This is a genomic window from Thiorhodovibrio winogradskyi (assembly GCF_036208045.1).
Classification (GTDB): domain Bacteria; phylum Pseudomonadota; class Gammaproteobacteria; order Chromatiales; family Chromatiaceae; genus Thiorhodovibrio; species Thiorhodovibrio winogradskyi.
In genome coordinates, this window is the sequence record NZ_CP121472.1 from 5,421,488 (window position 1) to 5,445,714 (window position 24,227).

General features: G+C 59.8%; 23 protein-coding genes. 8 read left to right on the forward strand and 15 right to left on the reverse strand.

Features of this window, described 5'->3' with window-relative positions:
• Positions 1-18 precede the first annotated feature (18 nt).
• From Thiowin_RS24870 to gmd, 3 genes are all read left to right on the forward strand, one after another.
• Positions 19-1,161 carry a transposase family protein gene (locus tag Thiowin_RS24870; RefSeq protein WP_328985665.1) on the forward strand — a complete coding sequence of 381 codons (1,143 nt, stop codon included), beginning with the start codon at positions 19-21 and terminating at the stop codon, positions 1,159-1,161.
• Positions 1,161-1,496: a hypothetical protein gene (locus tag Thiowin_RS24875; protein ID WP_328985666.1), complete on the forward strand. Its 336-nt coding sequence runs from the start codon at positions 1,161-1,163 to the stop codon at positions 1,494-1,496. Before Thiowin_RS24870 ends, Thiowin_RS24875 begins: the two co-directional genes overlap by 1 nt.
• Positions 1,497-1,832: 336 nt before the next feature.
• Positions 1,833-2,918, forward strand: a complete 1,086-nt coding sequence (gmd, locus tag Thiowin_RS24880; protein WP_328985667.1) for a GDP-mannose 4,6-dehydratase — start codon at positions 1,833-1,835, stop codon at positions 2,916-2,918.
• 67 nt (positions 2,919-2,985) lie between these two features.
• Here the strand turns inward: gmd and Thiowin_RS24885 are convergent, their stop codons facing one another.
• The 4 genes from Thiowin_RS24885 to Thiowin_RS24900 form a co-directional block, all read right to left on the reverse strand.
• On the reverse strand, positions 2,986-3,870 hold the full coding sequence (locus Thiowin_RS24885) for a CPBP family intramembrane glutamic endopeptidase (RefSeq protein ID WP_328985668.1): 885 nt from the start codon (positions 3,868-3,870) through the stop codon (positions 2,986-2,988).
• Between the two features lie 148 nt (positions 3,871-4,018).
• A complete protein-coding gene (gene groL, locus Thiowin_RS24890; protein WP_328985669.1) occupies positions 4,019-5,665 on the reverse strand; it encodes a chaperonin GroEL in 1,647 nt (548 codons plus the stop codon).
• Positions 5,666-5,748: 83 nt separating this feature from the next.
• Complete coding sequence (gene groES, locus Thiowin_RS24895; protein WP_328985670.1) at positions 5,749-6,039, reverse strand: co-chaperone GroES; 291 nt, start codon at positions 6,037-6,039, stop codon at positions 5,749-5,751.
• A gap of 252 nt (positions 6,040-6,291) precedes the next feature.
• On the reverse strand, positions 6,292-8,391 hold the full coding sequence (locus tag Thiowin_RS24900; protein ID WP_328985671.1) for an elongation factor G: 2,100 nt from the start codon (positions 8,389-8,391) through the stop codon (positions 6,292-6,294).
• Here Thiowin_RS24900 and Thiowin_RS24905 point away from each other — a divergent pair.
• A complete protein-coding gene (locus Thiowin_RS24905; RefSeq protein ID WP_328985673.1) occupies positions 8,371-9,405 on the forward strand; it encodes a L,D-transpeptidase family protein in 1,035 nt (344 codons plus the stop codon). The two genes, Thiowin_RS24900 and Thiowin_RS24905, sit on opposite strands and share 21 nt — an antisense overlap.
• On the opposite strand, the gene Thiowin_RS24910 is transcribed toward Thiowin_RS24905, so the two are convergent.
• Entirely contained in the window at positions 9,384-9,581 is a 198-nt protein-coding gene (locus Thiowin_RS24910; RefSeq protein ID WP_328985674.1) for an alanine-zipper protein, read from the reverse strand. The two genes, Thiowin_RS24905 and Thiowin_RS24910, sit on opposite strands and share 22 nt — an antisense overlap.
• A gap of 188 nt (positions 9,582-9,769) precedes the next feature.
• Between Thiowin_RS24910 and Thiowin_RS24915 the strand changes: the two genes are divergently transcribed.
• Positions 9,770-10,420 carry a chorismate--pyruvate lyase family protein gene (locus Thiowin_RS24915; protein WP_328985675.1) on the forward strand — a complete coding sequence of 217 codons (651 nt, stop codon included), beginning with the start codon at positions 9,770-9,772 and terminating at the stop codon, positions 10,418-10,420.
• Here Thiowin_RS24915 and lipB read toward each other — a convergent pair.
• From lipB to Thiowin_RS24965, 10 genes are all read right to left on the reverse strand, one after another.
• Entirely contained in the window at positions 10,390-10,944 is a 555-nt protein-coding gene (lipB, locus tag Thiowin_RS24920; protein ID WP_328985676.1) for a lipoyl(octanoyl) transferase LipB, read from the reverse strand. The genes Thiowin_RS24915 and lipB overlap by 31 nt on opposite strands.
• Before the next feature lie 59 nt (positions 10,945-11,003).
• Entirely contained in the window at positions 11,004-11,309 is a 306-nt protein-coding gene (locus Thiowin_RS24925) for a YbeD family protein (RefSeq protein ID WP_328985677.1), read from the reverse strand.
• Complete coding sequence (locus Thiowin_RS24930; RefSeq protein WP_328985678.1) at positions 11,302-12,180, reverse strand: D-amino acid aminotransferase; 879 nt, start codon at positions 12,178-12,180, stop codon at positions 11,302-11,304. Before Thiowin_RS24930 ends, Thiowin_RS24925 begins: the two co-directional genes overlap by 8 nt.
• A 14-nt stretch (positions 12,181-12,194) precedes the next feature.
• Positions 12,195-13,394 (reverse strand): D-alanyl-D-alanine carboxypeptidase family protein, encoded by a 1,200-nt coding sequence (locus Thiowin_RS24935; protein WP_328985679.1) that lies wholly within the window; start codon positions 13,392-13,394, stop codon positions 12,195-12,197.
• 105 nt (positions 13,395-13,499) lie between these two features.
• Positions 13,500-14,357 carry a septal ring lytic transglycosylase RlpA family protein gene (locus Thiowin_RS24940; RefSeq protein WP_328985680.1) on the reverse strand — a complete coding sequence of 286 codons (858 nt, stop codon included), beginning with the start codon at positions 14,355-14,357 and terminating at the stop codon, positions 13,500-13,502.
• A 46-nt stretch (positions 14,358-14,403) separates the two neighbouring features.
• Complete coding sequence (rodA, locus tag Thiowin_RS24945; RefSeq protein ID WP_328988163.1) at positions 14,404-15,519, reverse strand: rod shape-determining protein RodA; 1,116 nt, start codon at positions 15,517-15,519, stop codon at positions 14,404-14,406.
• 12 nt (positions 15,520-15,531) lie between these two features.
• Positions 15,532-17,424 carry a penicillin-binding protein 2 gene (mrdA, locus tag Thiowin_RS24950; protein ID WP_328985681.1) on the reverse strand — a complete coding sequence of 631 codons (1,893 nt, stop codon included), beginning with the start codon at positions 17,422-17,424 and terminating at the stop codon, positions 15,532-15,534.
• Between the two features lie 10 nt (positions 17,425-17,434).
• Positions 17,435-17,845, reverse strand: coding sequence for a rod shape-determining protein MreD (mreD, locus tag Thiowin_RS24955; RefSeq protein ID WP_408034135.1), 411 nt, complete (start codon positions 17,843-17,845; stop codon positions 17,435-17,437).
• 74 nt (positions 17,846-17,919) lie between these two features.
• Complete coding sequence (gene mreC / locus Thiowin_RS24960; protein WP_328985683.1) at positions 17,920-18,813, reverse strand: rod shape-determining protein MreC; 894 nt, start codon at positions 18,811-18,813, stop codon at positions 17,920-17,922.
• Between the two features lie 77 nt (positions 18,814-18,890).
• Positions 18,891-19,937, reverse strand: a complete 1,047-nt coding sequence (locus Thiowin_RS24965; protein WP_328985684.1) for a rod shape-determining protein — start codon at positions 19,935-19,937, stop codon at positions 18,891-18,893.
• A 680-nt stretch (positions 19,938-20,617) separates the two neighbouring features.
• Here Thiowin_RS24965 and gatC point away from each other — a divergent pair.
• The 3 genes from gatC (at position 20,618) to gatB (ending at position 24,154) form a co-directional block, all read left to right on the forward strand.
• Positions 20,618-20,899: an Asp-tRNA(Asn)/Glu-tRNA(Gln) amidotransferase subunit GatC gene (gatC, locus tag Thiowin_RS24970; RefSeq protein ID WP_328985685.1), complete on the forward strand. Its 282-nt coding sequence runs from the start codon at positions 20,618-20,620 to the stop codon at positions 20,897-20,899.
• Between the two features lie 189 nt (positions 20,900-21,088).
• Positions 21,089-22,564: an Asp-tRNA(Asn)/Glu-tRNA(Gln) amidotransferase subunit GatA gene (gene gatA / locus Thiowin_RS24975; protein WP_328985686.1), complete on the forward strand. Its 1,476-nt coding sequence runs from the start codon at positions 21,089-21,091 to the stop codon at positions 22,562-22,564.
• Positions 22,565-22,708: 144 nt separating this feature from the next.
• A complete protein-coding gene (gatB, locus tag Thiowin_RS24980; protein WP_328985687.1) occupies positions 22,709-24,154 on the forward strand; it encodes an Asp-tRNA(Asn)/Glu-tRNA(Gln) amidotransferase subunit GatB in 1,446 nt (481 codons plus the stop codon).
• Positions 24,155-24,227 lie beyond the last annotated feature (73 nt).

The window sequence follows — 24,227 nt, forward strand, 5'->3', positions numbered from 1 at the left end:
AAAGACCAGCACAAGCAATTGCGCCAACAGCAGCGTGAAGCGGGCCTGACTTCGCCGCCGAGCGCTACCCCGTCCAATCGCACCTGCCCTTTCCGCGACAATACCGAGGAACGCGCGGCGCGCACCGAGGCGGTGACGACGCTGATCTTGATCATGCGCCAGATGCTGCCGATCTTGCTCAAACGCTTCGGCAAGATCCCCGATCCGCGTCACCCCAAAAAGGTCAAACACAAACTCACCGTCCTGATGCTCTACGGGATTCTGGTCTTTGTGTTTCAGTATGGCTCACGACGCGCGGCCAATCGCGAGCTCACCCGGCCGATGTTCGAGGCCAATTTGCGGCTGCTGTTCCCGCAACTCGATTCCCTGCCGCACGCCGATACGCTCTACCGCCTGCTCGCGCGCATGGAGATCAGTGCCATCGAGACAACGCATCTTGAGCTCGTCCGGCGGCTAATCCGCAACAAAGCCTTCTCGCGTTACTTGATCAACAACTGTTACCCCATCGGGATCGATGGCTCGCGGAAACTCGCTTTTCCCGTGCTGTGGGATGAGCATTTATCCCAACGCCGTGTCGGTCCCAAGGTGGATCCCGACAGCGACGAGGAGCAGGACTATCAGTACTACGTCTATGTGCTGGAGGCGAGTCTGTGTTTCCGCAACGGGATGGTGATCCCGTTGATGAGCGAGTTCCTCGAGTATGCGCCAGAGCAGGGCGAACAGCGCAAACAGGACTGCGAGACCAAGGCCTTTCACCGTCTGGCCGAACGCATTAAAAACGCCTTTCCTCGTCTGCCGGTGATGGTGTTGCTCGATGGGCTCTATGCCAATGGACCGATCATGGAACGCTGCCGCCGCTATCACTGGGATTTTATGATCGTGCTCAAGGATGGCTCGCTGCCGAGCGTGTGGGAGGAGTATCGCAGCTTGGCGCACGAGCAGCCGGAGAATCGCTGCGCACAGCACTGGGGCGAGCGTCGGCAGCAATTTGAGTGGGTCAACGCGATTCGCTACGAGTATGGACCCAATGGCAAGAAGTTCCTTGAGGTCCATGTGGTGACTTGCCACGAACACTGGCAGGTGGTGGACCCCAAGACCGCGGAGATCATCACCAAGCACGCCCGCCATGTCTGGCTCTCCTCGCGCCCGCCCATTGCCTAATGGGCCGGCTCAATGTGCATACCCGCTGCAACCTGGGGGCGCGCTATCGCTGGGGCATCGAAGGGGCGTTTCTGGTCGAAAAGCATCAGGGCTACGCCTACGAACATGCCTTCGCCAAACAGTGGAACGCGATGAAGGGCTATCATTTCCTGATGCGTCTGGCGCACCTGATCAACACCCTGGCGCGCTTCTCCAAGCAGCTGGCGGCGCTGTTCGTGGAGCTTGGGGTGCAGGCCACCATCGGCTTCATCCGCAATACCCTCACCGGCCCTTGGCTCGATCCCCAAGCGGTGGAGCAGCGCCTGCAGCGACCGTTTCGATTAAGTCTGCTCTGAGCTCACTGCCTGCAGTGAGACGACCGCTTGCCCATCGCGCAGGCGGAGGCCCCCTATGGCCAAGAGGTCCTGCGGCAGCGATTTTTGCTCCGGCAGGCTCCGTCACACGGGCGCCAATGTCCAAGAAGAAGCCAGGCTCGAATTGTTTCCCAACTAGGCGAGAAACTAAACCGACCCTGGCCCTAATTTACAGACTTTCCCGCGCAAGAAACCAAATGCCAGCAAGCGTCCGCCCCTCTGTGCCAAGAGGCTTCGTCACCAGGAAGACTGCGGGCGGGCCACATTTTGCGCTACCATACGAGTCGTTCGGCGGAATCACTTGCGGATAGCGATAACATGAAAACAGCTCTCATTACTGGCATTACTGGCCAAGACGGCGCCTATTTGGCGGAATTCCTGCTCGACAAAGGCTATATTGTTCATGGCATTAAGCGGCGCAGCTCGCTGTTTAATACCGACCGTATCGACCATCTGTACCAGGATCCACATCAGCCTGAGCGGCGCTTTGTGCTGCATCATGGCGACATGACCGACAGTTCCAGCCTGATTCGCATCATTCAGCAGGTGCGGCCGGATGAGATTTACAACCTGGCCGCGCAAAGTCATGTTGCCGTGTCCTTTGAAGAGCCGGAATATACGGCGGATTCCGATGGGCTTGGGCCCTTGCGGCTGCTGGAGGCAATTCGCATTCTGGGCCTTGAGAAAAAAACCCGTTTCTACCAGGCCTCGACCTCTGAGCTGTTCGGCAAGGTGCGGGAGATCCCGCAGCGCGAGACCACGCCCTTTTACCCGCGCTCACCCTACGCCGTGGCCAAGCTCTATGCCTATTGGATCACGGTGAATTATCGCGAGGCCTATGGCATCTACGCCTGCAATGGCATTCTGTTTAATCATGAAAGCCCGATTCGCGGCGAGACCTTTGTTACCCGCAAGATCACCCGGGGTCTGGCGCGCATCAAGCTTGGGCTGCAAGAGCGCATTTACCTGGGCAACATGGACGCCAAGCGCGACTGGGGTCATGCCAAGGACTATGTGCGTATGCAGTGGATGATGCTGCAACAGGACCAGCCCGAGGATTTTGTCATCGCCACCGGCAAGCAATACTCGGTGCGCGAGTTCGTCGCCATTGCCGCGCGCGAGATCGGCATCGACATCCGCTGGGAGGGCACTGGCGTCGAGGAAAAGGGCTACGACCAAAAAACCGGCGCCTGCCTGGTCGAGGTCGACCCACGCTACTTCCGCCCGACCGAGGTTGAGACCCTGCTGGGAGATCCAACCAAGGCCAAGGAAAAGCTCGGCTGGGAGCCTGAAATCAGCTTCGAGAAACTGGTGGCGGAAATGATGCGCGAGGATTTGAAAGAAGCCGAACGAGATGCCTTGTGTGATCGTGAAGGTTACAGAGTGCATCAACACAACGAGTAGCTCTGACCTGAAACAAGGGCTGCATCCTTTGCGGTGGCGCCGCGCATCCTCTTGTCAGACCAGCGCATTAGATCTGTGGTTTCGGCTCCCGGGGGCGCTTGGCAGTGAGCCTTTCCAGCCCGATGAGCAACAGAAGCACGGCAGCGGCCAACCAGCCAATCACGCCATCATAGGCTCCCGCCAGCCAGGCCCAGTTGGCGCCATCGACGCCGTCGGTCAGGCGTCGGCTGGTCTGGATCACAAAGACCCAGCCGGCATGCAGACCAATGCCAAGCGCAATGCCGCCGCTGCGCGCGCGCAGCAGCGCCAGTAACACTCCAGCCAGCCAGAGTGCGACCAGAGAATCCAAATGGCGCCAATCGGCCAGACCAATAAAGACACTCCCCACCATCCAGGCGCTACCAGCCAAATCCGCGGCCATGCCGTCGGGGAGTTCGCGCGGCTTCATGAAATGCACCATTGCATAGAGAGCGGCCGACCAGCCGGCGGCTTGCAGCAACGACCCCTGGCGACGGATGGCGGTGAAGAGCGCGCCGCGAAAGAAGGTTTCTTCGAGGAGGGCGATTAGGAGACCGGCGATCAGGCCTCGCAGGGCGGTTTTAGTGAGATCAAACAACCAGCCAGGCTCCCAACTTGCAAAGACCCGTGCGCCGCTGTAAAGCAACAGGGCGACGATCATGGCCATCATCAGAGTACCCAGCAGCCAGCCTTGGATAAGCGCAAGGCGCAACTGGTACCTTGGCCGGTCAAACCCCAGGGCAGCGCGGTCCGCCAGCTTAAGCCAGCGCAGGAAAGGCCAGAGCCCAAGCAACATCAGCACCTGGGCCAGGCGCCCCAGGACTCGTTGCGGATCTTCATCAATCAGACCGCCATGCAGCAAGGGCACCGCGAGCACTGCCGCCAGCAGCAGGCAGCTGAACATATAGGTAAAAAATTGAGCTGTTGGGCGCATGGGCGACAGTTTGCCATGACATCGCCGGAGTCGCGAACTCCAATAAAAAAATGCCCCCAGCGATGCATGATCGCTGGGGGCCTTTGGGTGCGGAGCACGACAGCTGTCGCTGGCGTCACCTACCGCGCGGCGAGCAGGTCGCCAGGGCTTACATCATACCCATGTCGCCCATGCCACCCATGCCGCCACCCATGCCGCCACCGGCTGGTGCCTCATCCTTGGGTTCCTCGGCCACCATGGCCTCGGTGGTGATCATCAGCCCGGCGATGGAGCAGGCATTCTGCAGCGCGGTGCGGGTGACCTTGGTCGGGTCCAGGATACCCATGCTGACCACGTCGCCGTACTCGCCGCTGGCGGCGTTGTAGCCGTAGTTACCCTCGCCCTCGGCGACCTTTTGCAGCACCACAGAGGCCTCGGCGCCGGCGTTATGCACGATTTGGCGCAGTGGCTCTTCCATCGCGCGCAGAGCGATGCTGATACCAACGTCCTGATCGTGGTTGTTGCCGGTAAGACCGCGCACACCGCCGAGAGCACGTACCAGCGCCACACCACCGCCGGGGACGATACCTTCCTCGACGGCCGCGCGGGTGGCATGCAGCGCATCCTCGACGCGGGCTTTCTTCTCTTTCATCTCGACTTCGGTCGCGGCACCGACCTTGATCACGGCCACGCCGCCGGCCAGCTTGGCCAGACGCTCTTGGAGCTTCTCGCGGTCGTAGTCGGAGGTGGTCTCCTCGACCTGGGCGCGAATCTGCTCGCAACGACCCTTGATGTCCACCTCGGAGCCAGCACCGTCGATGATGGTGGTCTCTTCCTTGCTGACCTGGATCTTCTTGGCCTGGCCGAGTTCGTTCAGCGTGGCCTTCTCGAGCGACAGACCGACTTCCTCGGAGATGACGGTCGCGCCGGTCAGGATGGCGATATCCTGCAGCATGGCCTTGCGACGATCACCAAAACCGGGGGCCTTGACGGCGCACACCTTGATGATGCCACGGATAGAGTTGACCACCAGGGTGGCCAGGGCCTCGCCCTCAATGTCCTCGGCAACGATCATCAGCGGCTTGCCAGCCTTGGCGACACCTTCGAGCACCGGCAGCAGATCGCGGATGTTGGAGATCTTCTTGTCGTGCAGCAGGATGAAGGGGTCTTCCAGCTCGGCGGTTTGGCTCTGCTGGTTGTTAATGAAGTAAGGCGACAGATAGCCGCGGTCGAACTGCATGCCCTCGACCACGTCGAGTTCGTTGTGCAGGGACTTACCCTCTTCAACGGTGATGACGCCTTCCTTGCCGACCTTCTCCATGGCCTCGGCGATGATCTCGCCGATGCTGTCATCGGAGTTGGCGGAAATGGTGCCGACCTGAGCAATTTCCTTATTGTCGGAACAGGGACGCGACAGATCGCGCAGTTGCCCGACGGCGCTCTCAACAGCCTTATCCATGCCGCGCTTCAGATCCATGGGGTTCATGCCAGCGGCGACGGCCTTCAGACCCTCGCGCACCATGGCCTGGGCCAGCACGGTCGCGGTGGTGGTGCCGTCACCGGCCACATCGGAGGTCTGGGAGGCGACTTCCTTGACCATCTGCGCGCCCATGTTCTCGAACTTGTCTTTCAGCTCGATTTCCTTGGCGACCGAGACGCCGTCCTTGGTGACGGTGGGCGAACCGAAGGACTTCTCCAGCACCACATTGCGGCCCTTGGGGCCCAGGGTGACCTTGACAGCGTTAGCCAGGATGTTGACGCCATCCATCATGCGCGCGCGCGCTTCAGTACCAAACTTAACTTCTTTTGCACTCATTGGAGTATGCTCCCGTGATCTAAACTTGTCCCGCGACAGGGTGACGCGAGAGAAAAAGCGTGTGGGTTGGTGGGTTCGATGGCTTAGCCCTCGATCACACCCATGATGTCTTCCTCGCGCATCACGAGAAGATCTTCACCATCGACCTTGACCTCGGTTCCCGAGTACTTGCCGAAGAGCACCTTGTCGCCAACCTTGACATCAAGCGCGCGGGTGTCGCCGTTGTCCATGATCTTGCCATTGCCGACAGCCATGACTTCGCCACGGATGGGTTTTTCAGCCGCGCTGTCTGGGATGACGATGCCACCAGCGGTGGTACGCTCTTCTTCCATGCGACGGATAACGACGCGGTCGTGCAAAGGACGAATATTCATTGTTTGAGTCCCCTCAAGGTGTGTGAGTGGTCGAGCGCCGCCCAGCCGGGCCTGCCGACCGGGTTGTTAGCACTCATCAGTAGCGAGTGCTAATAATAGTCCCGACGCACGGGCTGTCAAGGGGGCGCGTCGGAAAAGAGCGATTTTTTTCTGTTCGCGCAGGCGTGGGAACAGGGGTCTCTGGAACCCTGGAGGAAACCAAGGGGAAATTTGGAACAGCGGGCAAAGGAGCGCTGGTGTTGGATGCGAACCCTATGCAGTAACGTCGAAACGCTCGAACCTCATGCTGAACTGGCCACGACCCTGGGTCAGGCTGCGCAGTTCGGTGGCATAGCCGAGCAGGGATTCAAGTGCCACTTCGCACTGCACGCGGGCCTCGCCTTCGCCGCCGCCCTCATGGAGCGAGGTCGCGCGGATGCTCGCGTGTCGGGCTTGTAGGTCACCGAGAACCTGGCCGAGATACACCTCCGGCACCGCCAGATCGACGCGCATCAGCGGGTGCAGAATCACGGGTCCGGCCTGGCTCAGTCCCTTGCGCAGTGCCTTGGCCGCTGCCGCGCTCAGCGCCTCGGGCGGGCTGGCCGAGCCAAAGAGCTCCACTTGGCGCAGCTCGACCACCACATCCTCGACCGGCGCGCCCTGCAGCGGGCCGCTGTTCAGGATGAGTTGCAGACCCTCGTGCAGGGCCTGGCGCTGGGCATCGTTCAACTCGGCACCTTCGGGCAGTATCCACGGCTCACCGCTGATACGCACACCCGAACCGCGCTCGCCCGGTGTCAGGTGCAGTTCAACACCGGCGCGAGCTTCCGGGTGCTTACCATCGGGTGAGGCGGGATGCTGATACAACTCGGCGACTGTTACAGCGCTACTGATGCTCTCGCGCAACGCGACTGCCGGTCGCCCGCGGCGTACCCGCAGGTGAAACTCGCGCTCCAGGCGCTCCAGCACAATCTGCAGGTGCAACTCGCCCATGCCGCGCAGCAGCCGCTGGCCGGTATCCGGGTCTTCCTCCACCCGCAGCGTCGGGTCTTCCTGAACTAGCTTGTCCAGGGCTTCGAGTAGCTTGTCTTCATCGGCGCTGGTGCTCGGCTCGATGGCCAGACTCAGCACCGGGGCACGGGTGTCGATGCGCTCAAGGCTCACAACATGCTCGGGATGGCACAGAGTATCGCCAGTCGCGGCACGGCGAAGACCAGCCAGCAGGACGATCTGGCCAGGGCCGGCTTCATCGAGTTTGATCTTTTTGCCGGCGTCGATGTCGAAAATCCGCGCTATATGCTCCTTGACGACCTGGCCATCGGCGCCGACAAAGGCGACAATATCGCCAGGACGGATACGATTGCGATAAATGCGCGTGAAGCAATGTCGGCGCCCGTCCCAAAGTTGCACCTTGAACACCAGCGCGGCCAGGGGGCCGTCATCACCGATGACAATGGACTCGGCCGCGGGCTCGGGACTCTCTGGTGTTGCCGGGAGGTGCCGCGCGGTCATGGCCGGGCGATCACTCGGTGCTGGCAGCAAGGCGACCACCGCGTCCAGCAATGGCTGCACCCCAAGATTACGCAGCGCGCTGCCGCCAAAGCAGGGAAACAGCCGACCCTCGAGCGTCCCCTGGCGCAGAGCACCGAGAAGCGCCTCAGGCGCGATCGGCGCGCCGGTCAAAGCCGGCTCGGCCAGGGATTCATCGACTTCGGCGGCGGCCAGCAACAGGGACTCGCGCAGATCGGCCACCCCTTGCCAGAGCGCATCGGGGCAGGGAGAGCGCTTGGGCTGCTCTCCCTGTTCGCCACGGAACTCGATGAGCTCTTGATGGATCAGATCAATCACCGCCGCGCGCTCGGGCAGTGGTACCGTCAGCGCCACCGGTTGGACACCAAGCCGTGTGGCAATATCGGCCATGGCTTGGATGAAATCGGCGCCCGGGCGATCCATCTTGTTGACAAAAAACAGCGTCGGCAGTTGGAAATGGCAGCGCTGACGCCATACCGTCTCGGTTTGGGGCTCGACCGCACGCACGCCATCCAGGACCAGTATCAGACCATCAAGAACGCGCATGGCACGCTCTACCTCGATGGTGAAGTCGACATGGCCCGGGGTGTCGATGATTTGCAGCAGGTGCTCTTGCCAATGTGCGCGTGTCACCGCGGCGGTGATGGTGATGCCATGCTCTTGCTCCTCGGCCATCCAATCCATGTGGGCAGCGCCTTGATGCACTTCACCAATTTTGTGCAAAGCGCCGGTATAGAACAAAATGCGCTCAGTCAGGGTGGTTTTGCCCGCATCGACATGGGCGGCGACACCGATATTGCGAACGCGCTGGAGGATGCGGGAATGATTGGTTGCAACAGTCATGGACATTTCACCAATGGGGATCAGATCCTCTGGAGCGAATCATCGTGGCGACCAGTGGCGCAAATCAAGCCTGGGTTGCGCGCGCGGCATGGGCTCGCAGCCATGGTGCTGGTGCTTGGCTACCTGACATCAGGGACTGGACAAGGCTCGGAAGTCTACCGGCTGGCTAGTTCGGATGACGATGTGATCGGTACGCCTTTTTATGTGAAGGCGGATTCGCGCCAGACACTGCTCGATATCGGGCGTCATTATGGGTTGGGTTTCGATGAGATGGAGGCCGCTAACCCAGATGTGGACATGTGGGTTCCGAAGGATGGGGCGGATGTGTTGATCCCCGCGCGCAAGGTGCTGCCCGATGGGCCGCGCCAAGGTTTGGTGCTCAACATCGCCGAGCGGCGACTGTACTACTATCGTTCCCCGCGGGAAATCGAGACGTTTTCAGTGGGAATCGGCCGTGAGGGGTGGGAAACGCCGGTCGGTCGCTACAGCATTATTCAAAAAACCAAAAATCCAACCTGGACGCCGCCGGCCTCGATCCGCGCCAAATATGCCTCGGAGGGCAAGAGCTTACCGGCAGTCGTGCCAGCCGGGCCGGACAATCCACTCGGCAACTTCGCCATGCGCCTGAGCAACCCGAGCTACTTGATTCATGGCACCAATAAGCCCTGGGGCGTTGGCATGCCCGTCAGCAGCGGTTGTACCCGCATGTTTCCAGAGGATATTGAACACTTGTTCGGGCAGGTACCGGTCGGAACACCGGTGACCATTGTTGATCAACCCTACAAGACCGGCTGGCTTGGCGATCAACTGTTCCTGGAGGTGAATGCGAACGACGAGCAGCGCGCGGAGCCTCGGATAGAGGATTTGATTCCGACACCCATCACCCAAGCGCCTGGCGTGACCATCAATTGGGATCTGGTCAAGCAGGTCGCGCAAGAGAAAACCGGCCTGCCCACGGTCGTGGGCGGCCGGCAGGAATCAACCAGCTGGCATTACTTGGACATGATCTTCTGATACATGCGGTTAATGCGCTCTTCATTGGCGTTGCAGCAAGCCTGCGCGGCATTGGCGGAATCCATGGCGGCCTGCGCCATGTCACGGGCTTCCTGGTCGGTGGCGCAACCGCCGAGCAGGGCGGCGCTCAGCACGGCAGCGATGGACAGAGAGGCGAGTTTTGTTTGCTTGGTCATCGTAGTCTTCTCCATATAACTGTTGCCTTATGGCGCGCTTGTTATACCACAGCCTGAAAAAATTTCGAGCCCCAGGGTAAGATTGTGCCCTTTCCTGACCACAGCGTCGGCAAAATCCTCCGCAAGACTGACTGAGTTGTCTTCACACCCGCGCACTTGCCCCCGACAATCAGGACATCATTTTCCGCATGAAGCAATTCTACCCCGGTGCCCGCGCCCCAAGCACTGAAATCAATCCTTTCCGCTGCCAGGGATTTGTTCGCGGTGGCACCATTGCCTGCCGCGACGGCAGCCGCCGCGCCATTCACTCCCTACCAGCCTTTCTGCGCGCTTTGCTGGTCACCGACGGCACGGTCACCAAGATTCTCGAAGCGTACTTTTGGGAACCAGTGATCGTCGACACCCTCTATCAGGAGTTCGTCGCCGCGGAGGACGAGATCCCCTGGGTCGACATTCACCCGGGTGATCGTGCCCTAGTGCGGCGGGTCTGTCTGCGCGGCGGCGATTCCGGCCATGAATATGCGCATGCCGACTCTGTCATTCGCGCCGAACGCGTACCCAATGATTTTCGCCAGCGGCTCATCGACCGCAAAATTGGCATCGGCGCCCTCATCCGCGACAGCGGACTGGAAAGCTACCGTGAGGTGATGGAAGTAGGCGTTAATCCTGGTACCGCAGAGTCAGATGCAGCAGAACAGCCAACAGGTGACAGCTTGTTCCGAACCTATCGGATCATTATCGACGGTGAGCCGGTGATTCTAATTACTGAAACCTTTCCGATGGCGCTCTTCAGCGCTCCGCTCCTCTCTCAGACAGATCCCAGCAGCCTGCAAAGCTGATCAACCAGTGCGGCGGCGATCGAATCCATGGACAGATCGCAACCTAGATCAGCCATTTGCGTGACCTTCAACCCTGGGTATCCACAAGGATGGATGCGCGAGAAGGGCGTTAAATCCATAGCGACATTAAGCGCCAACCCATGGTAACTGCAGCCACGGCGAACGCGCAGGCCCAGAGCGGCGATTTTAGCATCAGTCACATACACGCCCGGCGCGCCCGCCTTGCTGTAAGCACCAATGCCTTGGATCGCCAGCAGCGCAATCACGGCCTGCTCAAGCAAACTGACCAGCTGCCGCACGCCTAGGCCACGCCGACGCAAATCGAGCAGGACGTAGACAACAAGCTGACCGGGTCCGTGATAGGTGACCTGGCCACCGCGATCGCTTTGGATAACCGGAATCTTGTCCGGGTTCAGCAGATGCTCGCGCCTGCCGGCCTGCCCCAAAGTAAAAACTGGATAGTGCTCCAGCACCCAAAGTTCGTCAGCGCTAGCCGCATCGCGCGCATCGGTGAAACCGACCATTTGAGCGAATGTTTCAGGGTATTCTCGCCGCCCGAGATAGCGAACAATAGGCGCTTCGATCACATTACGTAGACGATCGCATCATGCGATGTCAGATCCTGATACATGGCGTCGAGCTGGGCTTTGCTTTCAGCCTCAATGAGAACGGTGACAGACAACCACTTGCCATTCGAACTCAACCGTTGCCGAACCTGCTCAGGTGCGATATCCAGTGTGTGACGACCAAGGATCTCAAGAACCAGTTCGACGATATTCGCCTCGGCCAGACCCATGGCCTTGATCGGAAACTGGCAGGGGAACTCCAGCAACGTCTCCTGGGACTGGATAGCCGCGACATCCAGAGCCTGTGCATCGGGATCAGTCATGGGTACCGTGCTCAAGATCGGCCTTGCAGGCTTGATAGGCGGCATTGAGCCTGTGCCACAAAGGCCCAACCAGCCCCTGACCTACAGCTACACCATCAAGCCGGGTGACGGGCAACAATTCCCGGGTCGAGCTGCAAATCCACAACTCATCGGCGGCGCGACAATCCTCGACACTGACTGGCTGCTCGATGAGCGGCAAAGACTCACACGCGGCAAGCTCCATCACCAATTCCCGGGTGATACCGGAGAGCAACTCAGGACCTGTAGGAGGAGTGCTCAGAATGCCGTCTCGCACCACAAATAGGTTACTGGTCGAACCCTCCACCACCCATCCTTCGCGCACTAGCAAGGCTTCTTCAGCCTCCGCGTCGGCGGCCTCCTGGCGCAGCAGCACAGCGGCGACAAGAGAGATGGATTTGATATCGCAGCGCTGCCAGCGGGTATCCTCACGCAGCACAGCAGCAACGCCCTGTTCGGAAATGCGCGGATCGCGGGGTGCCAGGGTTTTGGTCATGGCAAAGACCGTTGGTTGTGTTCGTTGCGGAAAGCGATGGTCGCGTACAGCCGGAGCGCCGCGCGTAATCTGCAAATAAATGGCCTGGTTGGCAGCCTCATGGGAGCGTAGCAGATGCAGAATCACGCCCTCCCAATCCGCGCGCGATAGTGGATTGGCGAGGCGAATCCCAGCCAGGCTGCGCTCAAGCCGATCAAGATGGGCGTGCAGCCGTAGCGGCTTACGGTGATAAGCAGGAATGACTTCATACACGCCATCACCAAAGAGGAAACCCCGATCCAGCACTGGGATCTTGGCATCCCCGAGTGGCATGAACCTGCCGTTGAGGTAGACCTCCGCGGGCTGAACTGCGGTCATTTTCGAAGCCCTTGTTACTGGAACCAAATCAAGACGGTATCCGAGGCTCGCCGGATCAGCCCACCACGCGGGACTGCTTCCAAGGCGACCAGCGGAACCCTGTGCAGCTCCTCGTCATTCAGGGTGACCACGATATCGCCGACCCGCTGACCCTGCTCGACTGGGGCAGTGATATCCGGCGGGACCTCGAGCCTTGTGACGATCTGCTCGTAACTGCCGCGCGGGATGCTGATTGACAATTTGCTTGCAGGTCCAACCGGCAACGCCTTGCTCTCGCCCTTCCAGATCCGCAAGCTCTCAACCGGCTTGTTGGCCGGGAAAAGATCTATGGTTTCAAAAAAACGGAATCCATAGTTCAGTAATGCCAGACTGTCACGCGTGCGCGCCTTGGTGCTCTCGGTTTTCATCACCACAGAAATCATGCGCTGGTCATTGCGCTTTGCCGAGGCCACCAGACAATAACCGGCCTCCTCGGTATGACCCGTCTTGACGCCATCGACGCTTGGATCCTGGCGCAACAGGCTGTTACGGTTGTACTGCCGGATGTTGTTGTAGGTAAATTCCTGCTGCGAGTACCAGCCATAGTAGTCCGGGAAATCCTGAATCATCGCCCGCGTCAGGATCGCGATATCTCGCGGCGTTGTGTAGTGAACCGGGTCGGGGAGGCCGGGTGCGTTGGTGAAATGCGAGCCGGTCATGCCGAGACGTGCAGCTTCTGCATTCATCATGTCGGCAAAGGCCGACTCGCTCCCGGCGATATGCTCGGCCAGGGCGACGCTGGCATCATTGCCCGACTGCACGATCATGCCTTTAAGCAGATCCTCGATGCGCACCCGCTTGCCCACTTCAATGAACATCTTTGACCCGCCAGTGCGCCAGGCGTTTTCGCTGATCAAGGCATCTTCATCAAGCGCCAGATGCCCTGCCGCCAGTTCACTGAAGACCACGTAAGCGGTCATGATTTTGGTCAGACTGGCTGGCGCGAGGCGTTCATCGGCGTTGAGCTCTACTAGGATCTTGCCGCTGCCGAAGTCCATCAGCACGTAGCCACCGGCTTCGAGCTCCGGCGGTTGCGGCGTGACGAGAGTCGTAGCGGACTGTGGCGCGGCTTGCAGCGCGGTAGGCAATGCAACAGGCAACCCAACCAGCAAACCAGCGACCAGGAAGGTGATCAGCAGCGGGGCTAAAGGCGAAAATCTTGCCGAGGTGAACATGTTAGGGACTCATCCAACCGAGAAAGCGCGGTCATACCGCCGAATGAGAAAAATTGTACCCCATCAGCGGCTCTCGGGTTGTTACCCATCGAGCAACTACCGCCATCAAGGTCCAGTCACCACCCCTTGGGTCAAGCCCAGGCTCGCCAATCGCCGCGAGACCGCCTCGGCCTCGGCACGCGAGCTGAGCGGACCAACCCGTACTTTATAAGGCGCGATATCCGCTTCAGCACTAGGACGTATGTGGACGGGGTCGGAAACCTGGGCCAATAATCTCTGGTGCAGTTCCTCGGCATTGGCCAGCTGATCAAAGGCTCCGACCTGAACAAACAGCTGATCGTCGGCCGCAGGGGCTGAATCCTCGAAGTGTCCGGCCACCCGTCGGTGATGTGCAAGCCGCGCCGGCGGTGGGGCTTGAACCACGCGGCCATGATCGCGCGGATCGATGGATCGGACTTCCACTTTGGCCGTTCCAGTGGCAACCACGCCAAGTTTCTTTGCGGCGGCATAGGACAGATCGATGACTCGCCCGCCATGGAAAGGTCCACGATCATTTACGCGCACCACAGCCGCGCGCCCGTTCTCCAGGTTGGTGACGTGCACATAGCTCGGCAGTGGCAGTGTCTTGTGAGCTGCGGTCATTTGATGCATATCGTACACTTCTCCGCTGGAGGTGCGCCGACCATGGAACTTGCTGCCGTACCAAGAGGCCTGCCCACGCTCGACATGACCCTTGCTCGTTTCCTTGGTGTGATAGCGACGCCCCAGGACGACATAGGACGACATATTGCCGTATTTTGACTTAGGCTCAGCCTTGGGAACAGCGTCTGGTGGACCCATAGCCTGATTGTCCTCCGTATCCGGACGAGTCGCGGTACCACCGCCACAGCCCCCGAGCAGGGACACCAGAAGAAAAACAAGGGCTACAGATGCCGGCCAGCGAAGTAAAAGATGCACGTTCATGTTGGCTCCTTCCTGACAAACTACCTGCATTATAGCTCGAAACATCTTATCTGGATTGAGAATATCTAGATGTATGAATCGACATCAGAATACCGAAGCCAGCCATGATGGTGACCAGCGAGGTTCCTCCGTAGCTGATCAGCGGCAGCGGTACTCCCACCACCGGCAAGAGCCCGACCACCATGCCGGTATTGACGAACAGATAGGTGAAAAACACCATGATAATGGCCCCGCCAAGCAGTCGCGAGTAGCTGTTCGGCGCGCGCGCGGCAATGTAAAGCCCGCGAAAGATAATGAACAGATAGACCAGCAGCACCCCCAGAATGCCGACCAGCCCGAATTCCTCCCCAAGCACCGCGAAGATAAAATCCGTCGAACGCTCTGGCAGAAACTCCAGATGCGACTGAGTGCCGCGAAACCAGCCTTTGCCATACATCCCGCCGGAGCCGATGGCAATTTGCGACTGGATAATATGATAACCGGAGCCAAGCGGATCGGACTGCGGATCGAGAAAGGTCAACACCCGTTGGCGTTGATAATCGTGCATCATGTACCACAGTACAGGGGCGGCACCGGCCGCCAGCGCCGCTAGCAGCCCGATCAGGCGCCAGCTCAGCCCAGCCATGAAGAGCACCACCACCGCCGCGCTGGTGACCATCAGAGCGGTCCCCAGATCGGGCTGTCGAGCAATCAGCAACACGGGTACTGTGGTAATGATCACGGCCAGCAGAATGCGCGGCAGACTCGGTGGCAAGACGGCGCCAGAGAAGATCCAGGCAAGCATCATGGGCACTGCCAGCTTGAGCAACTCCGAGGGCTGGAAACGGAAAATCCCAAGATCCAGCCAACGCTGTGCTCCCTTGCCAATGTCCCCCATGATTTCCACGGCCACCAGCATCACCACACCCAAAATAAAAAGCGGGAGCGACCACCGACGCAGTTGGTCTGGATGAATCTGCGCGACCATTACCATGATGGCTAGTGCCAAGGCAAATCTGATCAGCTGACGCCCCACCTGACCAGTGGATTGGTCCGAGGCACTGAACAAAACCGCCAACCCGCAGCCGCAGAGCACCAAGAGTCCAAGCAACAGGGGCAAATCCAGGTGCAACCGCTCGAACAAGCCGCGGTAACTTCCTCCAGCCAGGGTGTCGTTACGCAAAGCCACCGCTGCTTAATCCCCGGTTGCCTGATCGCTGGGCGGCATATTCCGCGACTCGGGAGGCTTGACAGGCTTTTTTAGCAGGTAGCTGTCGATGAGCTGACGAGCCATGGGTGCGGCTGTTGAACTACCATGGCGACCGTTTTCAACAATGATCGCAAGCGCGATCTGCGGCGCCTCGACCGGCGCGAAAGCGATAAAAAGTGCGTGGTCACGCATACGCTCGGCCACCTGTGCCTCGTTATAGCGCTCGTTCTGGCCAATGGTGAACACCTGCGCGGTTCCAGTCTTGCCGGCAATGCGTATCAACGGACTGCGGATGCGTCGGGCCGTGCCGCGCGGACCCTCCACGACCTGGGTCATGGCATCGACCATCGCCTGCCACTGAGCCTCGCTGTCGACCGCGATCCGGTGGCTGACCGGTTTTGTTGGCTGGAAGAAACCCGTGGCAGGATCGCGCACCGCCTGCGCCATGCGCGGTTGAAAGTAGGTTCCGTGATTCGCCATGGCGGCCGTGGCCGCGGCCAACTGTAACGGCGTGACCAAAAAGGCGCCCTGTCCGATGCCAATGATCAGCGTCTCACCCGGGTACCAGGGTTGACCGCGCACTCTTTCTTTCCACTCTGGCGTCGGCAGGAGGCCGCCAAGCTCATCGGCAAAATCAATCCCGGTTTTCGATCCGAAACCGAAATCGGCCAAGAAGCGATCAACCCGTTCGATGCCCATGTCGTGCGCCAGTCGGTAAAAATACACGTCACAGGATTGCACCACGGCATCCTCCACATTCAGGGTGCCATGCCCTCCCCGTCGCCAACAGCGATAGCGATGTCCATGCCCCGGGAGCTGGAAGTAACCGCCACAGTATTTGCCTTCGCTGAAACTAATGGAGCCCGTTGCCAACCCGCCTAGCCCGATGAAGGGCTTGATGGTCGATGCCGGCGGATACTGGCCACGTACCGCGCGGTTATAGAGGGGTTTGTCGATGGAATCGCGCAGCTCGACATAGTCCTGAACGCTAATGCCATCAACAAAGAGATTGGCATCAAAACCCGGCGCGCTCGCCATGGCCAACACACCACCGGAATTGGGATCGATGGCCACAATCGCTCCGCGGTGTCCTTCCATGACGGCCATGGCATCGCGCTGCAGGGCAATATCGAGATAGAGCACCAGATCCTTGCCCGAGGTCGGCAATTGCTCCTTGAGGGTACGCAACACCCGCCCACGCGCATTGACCTCCACTTGCTGAAAGCCGACTATTCCGTGAAGTATGTCTTCATAGGCTTTCTCAAGGCCGATCTTGCCGATGTGACTAGTGCCTGCATAGGCCGAAGTATCAATGCGTTGCATCTCCTCCTCGTTGATGCGGCCGACATAACCGAGCACATGGGCAGTATCGACCGAGTGAGGATAATAACGCAGCAGTTCCGCGTGAATCTGCACTCCTGGAAAGCGATGACTTTGCACTGCAAAGCGCGCACGCTCAGTGTCGCTCAAGTCAAGTCGGATCGGCACTCCGTCAAAACGGCGGTGTTGCCGGCGCAAGCGATCAAAGCGCTGACGATCAAGATCGCTGATCGGGATGATCCGGCTCAGAGCCTTGATCGTTCCTGCAAGGTCCGCAACCTGTCCCGGAATAATCTGCAGCGAATAGGCGGGCACATTATCCGCAAGCAGCACGCCATTGCGGTCGTAAATCAGTCCGCGCATCGGCGGCAAAGGCTCGACACGCACCCGGTTATCTTCGGAAAGGGTGCGATAATGATCGCTATTGTAAATCTGCAGATACACCAGACGAGCGACGACCGCTGCAAGACAAAGGATCACCAACACACCAGCCAGAACGATCCGGCCGGTGAAGAGGCGCGTTTCACCTCGTGGATTCTTAAACCTTGAATCGACCATTTGGTCAGGCTTAAGTAAGATCCAAGCGCCGGACAATCCCTCGTAGCACTATCGCGAACCAGGGCCACAGCAGCATGCTGACAAAGGTCGCTGTCCAGTAGGACAACGCAGGCGTTGGCTGGTTGGTGGCGCTCAGCACCCAGAGCGACAACAGCCGTTCCACGGTAAGGATCAGCCAGATCGACACCGCCTGCTGCCAGGCACGAAAAAGCGCAATACGCTGCTCGAGTTCAACGGTGAGATAGCCCATAACCGAAAAGCTTAGTGCGTGTCGCCCCAGCAAAGACCCGGTGACCACATCCAGCATCAGGCCGGCGAAAAATGCCCAAAACACACCGATCCGATTTGGCAGGGTCGTGATCCAAAAAATCACCGTTAAAGCCACCCATTGTGGGCGATAATCGGCGGCTCCGTCTGGCATGGGCACAACTGTGAGAAGCCCAGCACCACCCAGGGTCAGCAGAATTATCCAAAGTGTACGGCCAGGCACGGAACTCAGGGCTCCAAGGTCGAGCGAAGCGCGGCTGGTTCCGCGCTTTCCGAATTGGTCATGGCGCCCTCCATGAGTTTTGGCAATGACCACACCAACAAAACCTCATGACTGCGATCCAGTCGCGCCGTTGGCTCCGCGATCACGGTTGCGAAACGCTGTCCAGCCTCAATGCGCACCTCGGTAATCCGCGCGACGGGATATCCGGGCGGATAGGTGCCGCCAAGACCAGAGGTAACCAACAGATCGCCCACTCGCACATCGGCCTTTTTTGGAACATGCAGTAGATTAAGCTGATCCACCAATCCGGAGCCGATCGCAATGGACCTCAGCCCGTTGCGATTAACCTTGACCGGCAGCGAGTGCCTGGCATCGGTAATAAGCAACACCGTGGAGGTCAAGGGGTTGGTACGCACCACCTGTCCCATGACCGCATTGGCATCCAGCACCGGCTGACCAACGAAAACCCCTGACAGGGCGCCTTTGTCAACCAACACCTGCTGGCGGTATGGGTCCAAGTCAACCTGCAGTAACTCGGCGATCAGCACCCGCTCACCGACCTTGAAGGCCGAGCCAAGCAGGTTGCGCAAGCGTTCGTTCTCCGACTCAAGCGACGCGAACCGCTGCAGACGGGCGCGCAGCATCAGATTTTCGCGATGCAGGCGGTCGTTTTCGGCATGCAAACGCGTTTTGCTCGCCACCTGGGTTTCCAGGTTCTGGGCAATGCGCGCAGGCAAAGCTGCCAGAAAATGCAGCGGATAGACGGTGACGGCAAGCCCTGAGCGCAGAGAGTCGAGTTGGCGATAGTGCAGATCGGCGATGATCAAGGCAAAGGCAAATGCCACGGCGATAACCATGCGCACGGCAGCCGAAGGTCCGCGATTGAACAGAGGCTTCATGCAAGGATTGCAGAAGAAAGTCTGAACTAAATCAGGAGAGTGACGCAGGCATGAATGCGCATCAATTCACAACCGGCCTATTCGCCGACGAAGAAATCAATCCCTCTTTTGTCGATCATATCGAGCGCCATGCCACCACCACGGGCCACGCAGGTTAGCGGATCATCGGCGATGATGACGGGCAGGCCGGTCTCCTCGGCCAGGAGTCGATCAATGTCCCGCAACAGCGCGCCGCCACCGGTGACCACAATGCCGCGTTCGGCCACATCCGAGCCAAGTTCTGGTGGGGTTTGCTCAAGTGCGATCTTCACCGCGCTGACAATACCCGAGAGCGGCTCCTGCAGGGCCTCGAGAATCTCGTTGCTGTTCAGTGTGAAGCTGCGCGGCATGCCCTCGGCCAGATTGCGGCCCTTGACTTCGACCTCGCGCACCTCGCTGCCGGGAAAGGCGGAGCCGATGGTGTGCTTGATTCGCTCGGCGGTTGCCTCGCCGATGAAGGTGCCGTAGTTGCGCCGCACATAATTGATAATGGAATCATCGAAGGTATCGCCACCGATGCGCGCCGACTGCGAATAAACGATGCCATTGAGCGAGATGACGCCAACCTCCGAGGTGCCACCGCCAATATCGAGCACCATGGAGCCGCGCGCCTCGGACACTGGCAAACCCGCGCCGATGGCTGCAGCCATGGGTTCTTCGATCAGATACACTTCTCGCGCACCAGCACCCGCGGCAGATTCCTTGATGGCGCGCCGTTCGACCTGGGTGGAACCGCAAGGAACGCACACCAGTACCCGCGGACTCGGTCGAATGATGCGGCTCTCATGTACTTTGTGGATAAAGTACTGGAGCATTTTCTCGGTGACCGTGAAGTCGGCAATGACGCCATCTTTCATCGGACGGATGGCGGTGATATTTTGCGGCGTGCGCCCGAGCATGGCCTTGGCTTCCTCGCCAACGGAGGCCACCGTCTTGCGCCCGCCGTCATGATCTTGCCTGATGGCGACAACCGAGGGTTCGTTGAGTACGATCCCTTTGCCACGGACATAAATGAGCGTGTTGGCGGTGCCCAGGTCGATCGACAGATCGTTGGAGAACAAGCCCCGAATGCGTCTAAAAACCATCGATTTTCCTTCCTAAAAACCGGCAGAACAGGCCTCGCTTAGCCGCGCGCGAACGTAAAGCAGCGGGCGCGCCTAAATGAAAAACGCCTCGCATCGAGGCGTTTCACCAGCGAGGTCGCCAATGGATGCCGCTTGACCGATGCGGGCACGATGATGGCAAGCATCATCCCAAGCTTGACCGCCTGGCCATGCTACCAGGCAGGTCGCGCCGCAGCCGTGCAGGCCGAGCGTCGGTGCCCAAGACCGCTCGCACGCCAGTCTGTCTGATATCTGGCGGTTTGTGCTGGCACGGTCTATCGGATCGACCCGAAAATTTAAGCTGACTAATCTAGCAATCTCGCGCTTGCTCGGCAAGACACCCAATGGTAACAGCTTCGGTTAAGGCGGCGAAATCCGGCGCCTGGATCCAGATCCGCATTTCGATCATTATGCGATAGGCGAGTTCTTGCCGAAAGGATTGCAAATGAGCATGAAATGCGTCCCGGGCGCCCGCCATTCTGTCACTGGGCACGCTGGTTGAGCCGCTAGGTATCCATCAAGGATTGCTCTGCCGGAGTTCCGACAGGTGCTCTGTGCTAGGAATTCCGTTAGCATATACCTAAAGGTTAGCGCTCGCGCCGGTTTTGGTAGGGTGAGCGGCCCTAGTTCTCAAAACAGCTGTCTGAATTTGCACCGCCACCATGCAACCGTCCGACGTCGCCCGAATCGCAAATCTTGCCAAACTCGCCGCGGATGCGAGCGAAATTGACCAGTACGCGTCCGAACTCACCGCTATCCTGTCCATGGTCGAGCAGATGAACGCGCTCGACACCACGGCTATCGAGCCACTCGCGCATCCCTTGGAACTCACCCAGCGCCTACGTTCCGATCAGATCACGGAGCCGGATCAGCGCAAGTATTTTCAGCAAATCGCTCCCATGACCGAGGACGGTTTTTATTTAGTACCCCGGGTGATCGAATAACTCAACTGGGTAACCAGAGGAGTCCTCCGCGTGGGTGAGGATCCGCGATGAGTCTTGGAATCGGCGCTTGATCGAACCCACTCCCCATCGGACCCATTCTCATCAGGCCTTTTTTCTCAGGCCCCTTCTCATCAGACAGTTTTCTTGCCAGGACTCATTTTTGACGGCCCGTATCAGGATTGCAGCACCATGCTTGACCAGCCCCAAGGCGTTTCCATCGGCGAACTGGCCGCGCGTCTGCGCCGTCGCGAGTGCTCCAGCCGCGAGCTGACGGCTGATTATCTCGCCCGGATCGAGCGCCATGACAGCGCGTTGAACAGCTTCATCACAGTCACGCCAGAGGCCGCCCTGGCCGCCGCGGACGCCGCTGACCAACGCCTGGCGCGTGGCGAGGGCGGTCCCCTGACTGGCATTCCCATTGCCCACAAGGACATTTTCTGTACCCAGGGCGTGCGGACCAGCTGTGCCTCGCGCATGCTGGACAATTTCATCGCGCCCTATGATGCCACTGTCGTCAGCCGCCTCAATCAGGCCGGAGCCGTCAGCCTTGGCAAAACCAATATGGACGAGTTCGCCATGGGCTCGTCGAATGAAACCAGCTGGTATGGCCCGGTCAAAAACCCCTGGGATACGACGCGCGTGCCGGGCGGCTCCTCCGGCGGCTCGGCGGCGGCGGTGGCGGCTGGTTTGTGCCTGGCGGCCACCGGAACCGACACCGGCGGCTCCATCCGCCAGCCGGCTGCCTTCTGTGGTATCACCGGCATTAAGCCCACCTACGGGCGCTGCTCACGCTGGGGCATGATCGCCTTTGCCTCCAGCCTGGACCAGGCCGGCGTCTTGGCACGCAGCGCCGCCGATGCCGCGCATGTGTTGCAAGCCATGGCGGGCTTTGATCCCAATGACTCGACCTGTGCCGATGAACCCGTGCCCGATTATGCGACCAACCTAAACGACAGCCCGCGGGGCCTGCGTATCGGCGTGCCCAGGGAGTTTTTAAGCCCGGAACTCGACAGCCGCATCGCCGCTGTCATCGAGCAGGCGATCGAGCTGTTGTGCCAGCTTGGCGCCGAGCGTCACGACATCAGCCTGCCCAATAGCGCGCTCTCGGTCCCTGCCTACTATGTGGTCGCGCCCGCCGAGTGCTCCTCCAACCTGGCCCGCTTCGACGGCGTGCGCTTCGGCCATCGCTGCGCTGACCCGATCGACCTGGACGATCTCTACCAACGCAGCCGTGGCGAAGGCTTCGGCACCGAGGTCAAGCGGCGCATCATGATTGGCACCTATGTGCTCTCCGCTGGCTACTACGACGCCTACTATCTCAAGGCGCAGAAGATTCGCCGGCTAATCAAAGAAGACTTCCAGCGCGCCTTCGCCGAGGTGGATATCATTCTGGGGCCAACGGCGCCCACCACGGCTTTCGCGCTTGGCGCCAAGACGGCCGATCCGGTCGCCATGTACCTCAACGACATCTTCACCATCTCGACCAACCTCGCCGGCCTGCCCGGCATGTCGGTTCCGGTCGCGCCCGTCGCCGGGCTGCCGGTGGGTCTGCAACTCATCGGAAATTACTTTGCCGAAGCGCGGCTGCTGAATGTCGCTCACCAGTTGCAACAGGCAAGCGACTGGCATCTGGCGCGGCCGACGGAGCAGAAGTTGAGAAGTTAAGAAGTTGAGAAGTTAAGAAGTTGAGAAGTTAAGAAGTTAAGAAGTTAGTAGTTAGAAGTCGCTTAACGCGGAGGGTCGGCTCTTTCAGCCGCTTTCCCCCTCACTTCACCCTTCAAGCTTCCCCCTTCACAAAGGACAGCGAACATGCCTTGGGAAACCGTGATTGGCCTTGAGATTCACACCCAGCTCAAGACGGCCTCGAAAATCTTCTCCGGCGCCGGCACCGCCTTTGGTGCCGAACCCAATCGTCAGGCTTGCGCCATCGACCTTGGCCTGCCCGGCGTGCTGCCGGTGCTGAATGCTGAAGTCGTGCGCCATGCGGTGCGCTTCGGCACCGCCATCGGCGCCGAGATGCCAGAGTGCTCGGTGTTCGCGCGTAAAAATTACTTTTATCCCGATCTACCCAAGGGCTACCAGATCAGCCAGTACGAGTTACCCGTGGTCGGACGCGGCCAGGTGGATATCCTGCTCGAGGATGGCGGCCTCAAAACCATCGGTGTGACTCGTGCCCACCTTGAAGAGGACGCTGGTAAGTCGGTGCACGAGGACCATTTCGGCGCGGGCGGCCTGAGCGGCATCGATCTCAATCGCGCCGGCACCCCGCTGCTTGAGATCGTCTCCGAGCCCGACCTGCGCTCACCCCAGGAAGCCGTGGCCTACGCGCGCAAAATCCACCAATTGGTGCGTTGGATTGGCATTAGCGACGGCAACATGCAGGAGGGCTCTTTCCGCGTCGATGCCAACATCTCCCTGCGCCCGGCCGGCTCGGACACCCTGGGCACCCGCGCCGAGATCAAGAACATCAACTCCTTTCGGTTCCTGCACAAAGCCCTGGAGTTCGAGATCGAACGCCAGCGCGATATTCTGGAAGATGGCGGCCGCGTTGTGCAGGAAACCCGCCTCTACGATGCCGATCTGGACGAAACCCGCTCCATGCGCTCCAAGGAAGAGGCCAACGACTACCGCTACTTTCCCGACCCAGACCTCCTGCCGGTCATGATCGATGGCGATTTCATCGCGCGGGCCACGGCTGACCTGCCCGAGTTGCCGGATGCCATGCGCGCGCGCTTTGCCGAGCAATATGGCCTGAGCGAGGCCGACGCCAGCCTGCTGACCAACTCGCTCGCCATGGCCGATTATTTCGAGCAAACCGCGGCCGGTTGCGGCGACGCCCGCCTGGCCGCGAACTGGATCACAGGCGCCCTGGCGGCGGCCTTGAACAAATCGGATCTCGATATCGCGGACAGCCCGGTTAGTCCGGCGGGCCTGGTTGGCTTGCTCAAACGCATTCAGGACAAGAGTATCTCAGGCAAGATCGCCAAGCAGGTGTTCGACGGCCTGTGGGTTGGCGAGGGCAATGCCGATGCCATCATCGCCGCGCGCGGGCTGAAGCAGATCACCGACACGGGCGCCATTGAGAGCATTGTCGATGCCGTCATCGCCGCCAATCCGACGCAGGTGGAACAATACCGCGCTGGCAAGGACAAGGTGTTTGGCTTTTTCGTCGGCCAGGTGATGAAGCAAAGCCAGGGCAAAGCCAATCCCGGTGTGGTCAATCAGTTACTCAAGGACAAACTCGCCGGCAGTTAAGAAAAGCACCCCAGAAGGCGCGGGGCGGCCAGTCGGCTTGCGCCTGGCCGCGCGACACCCCATCTGTCCGCAC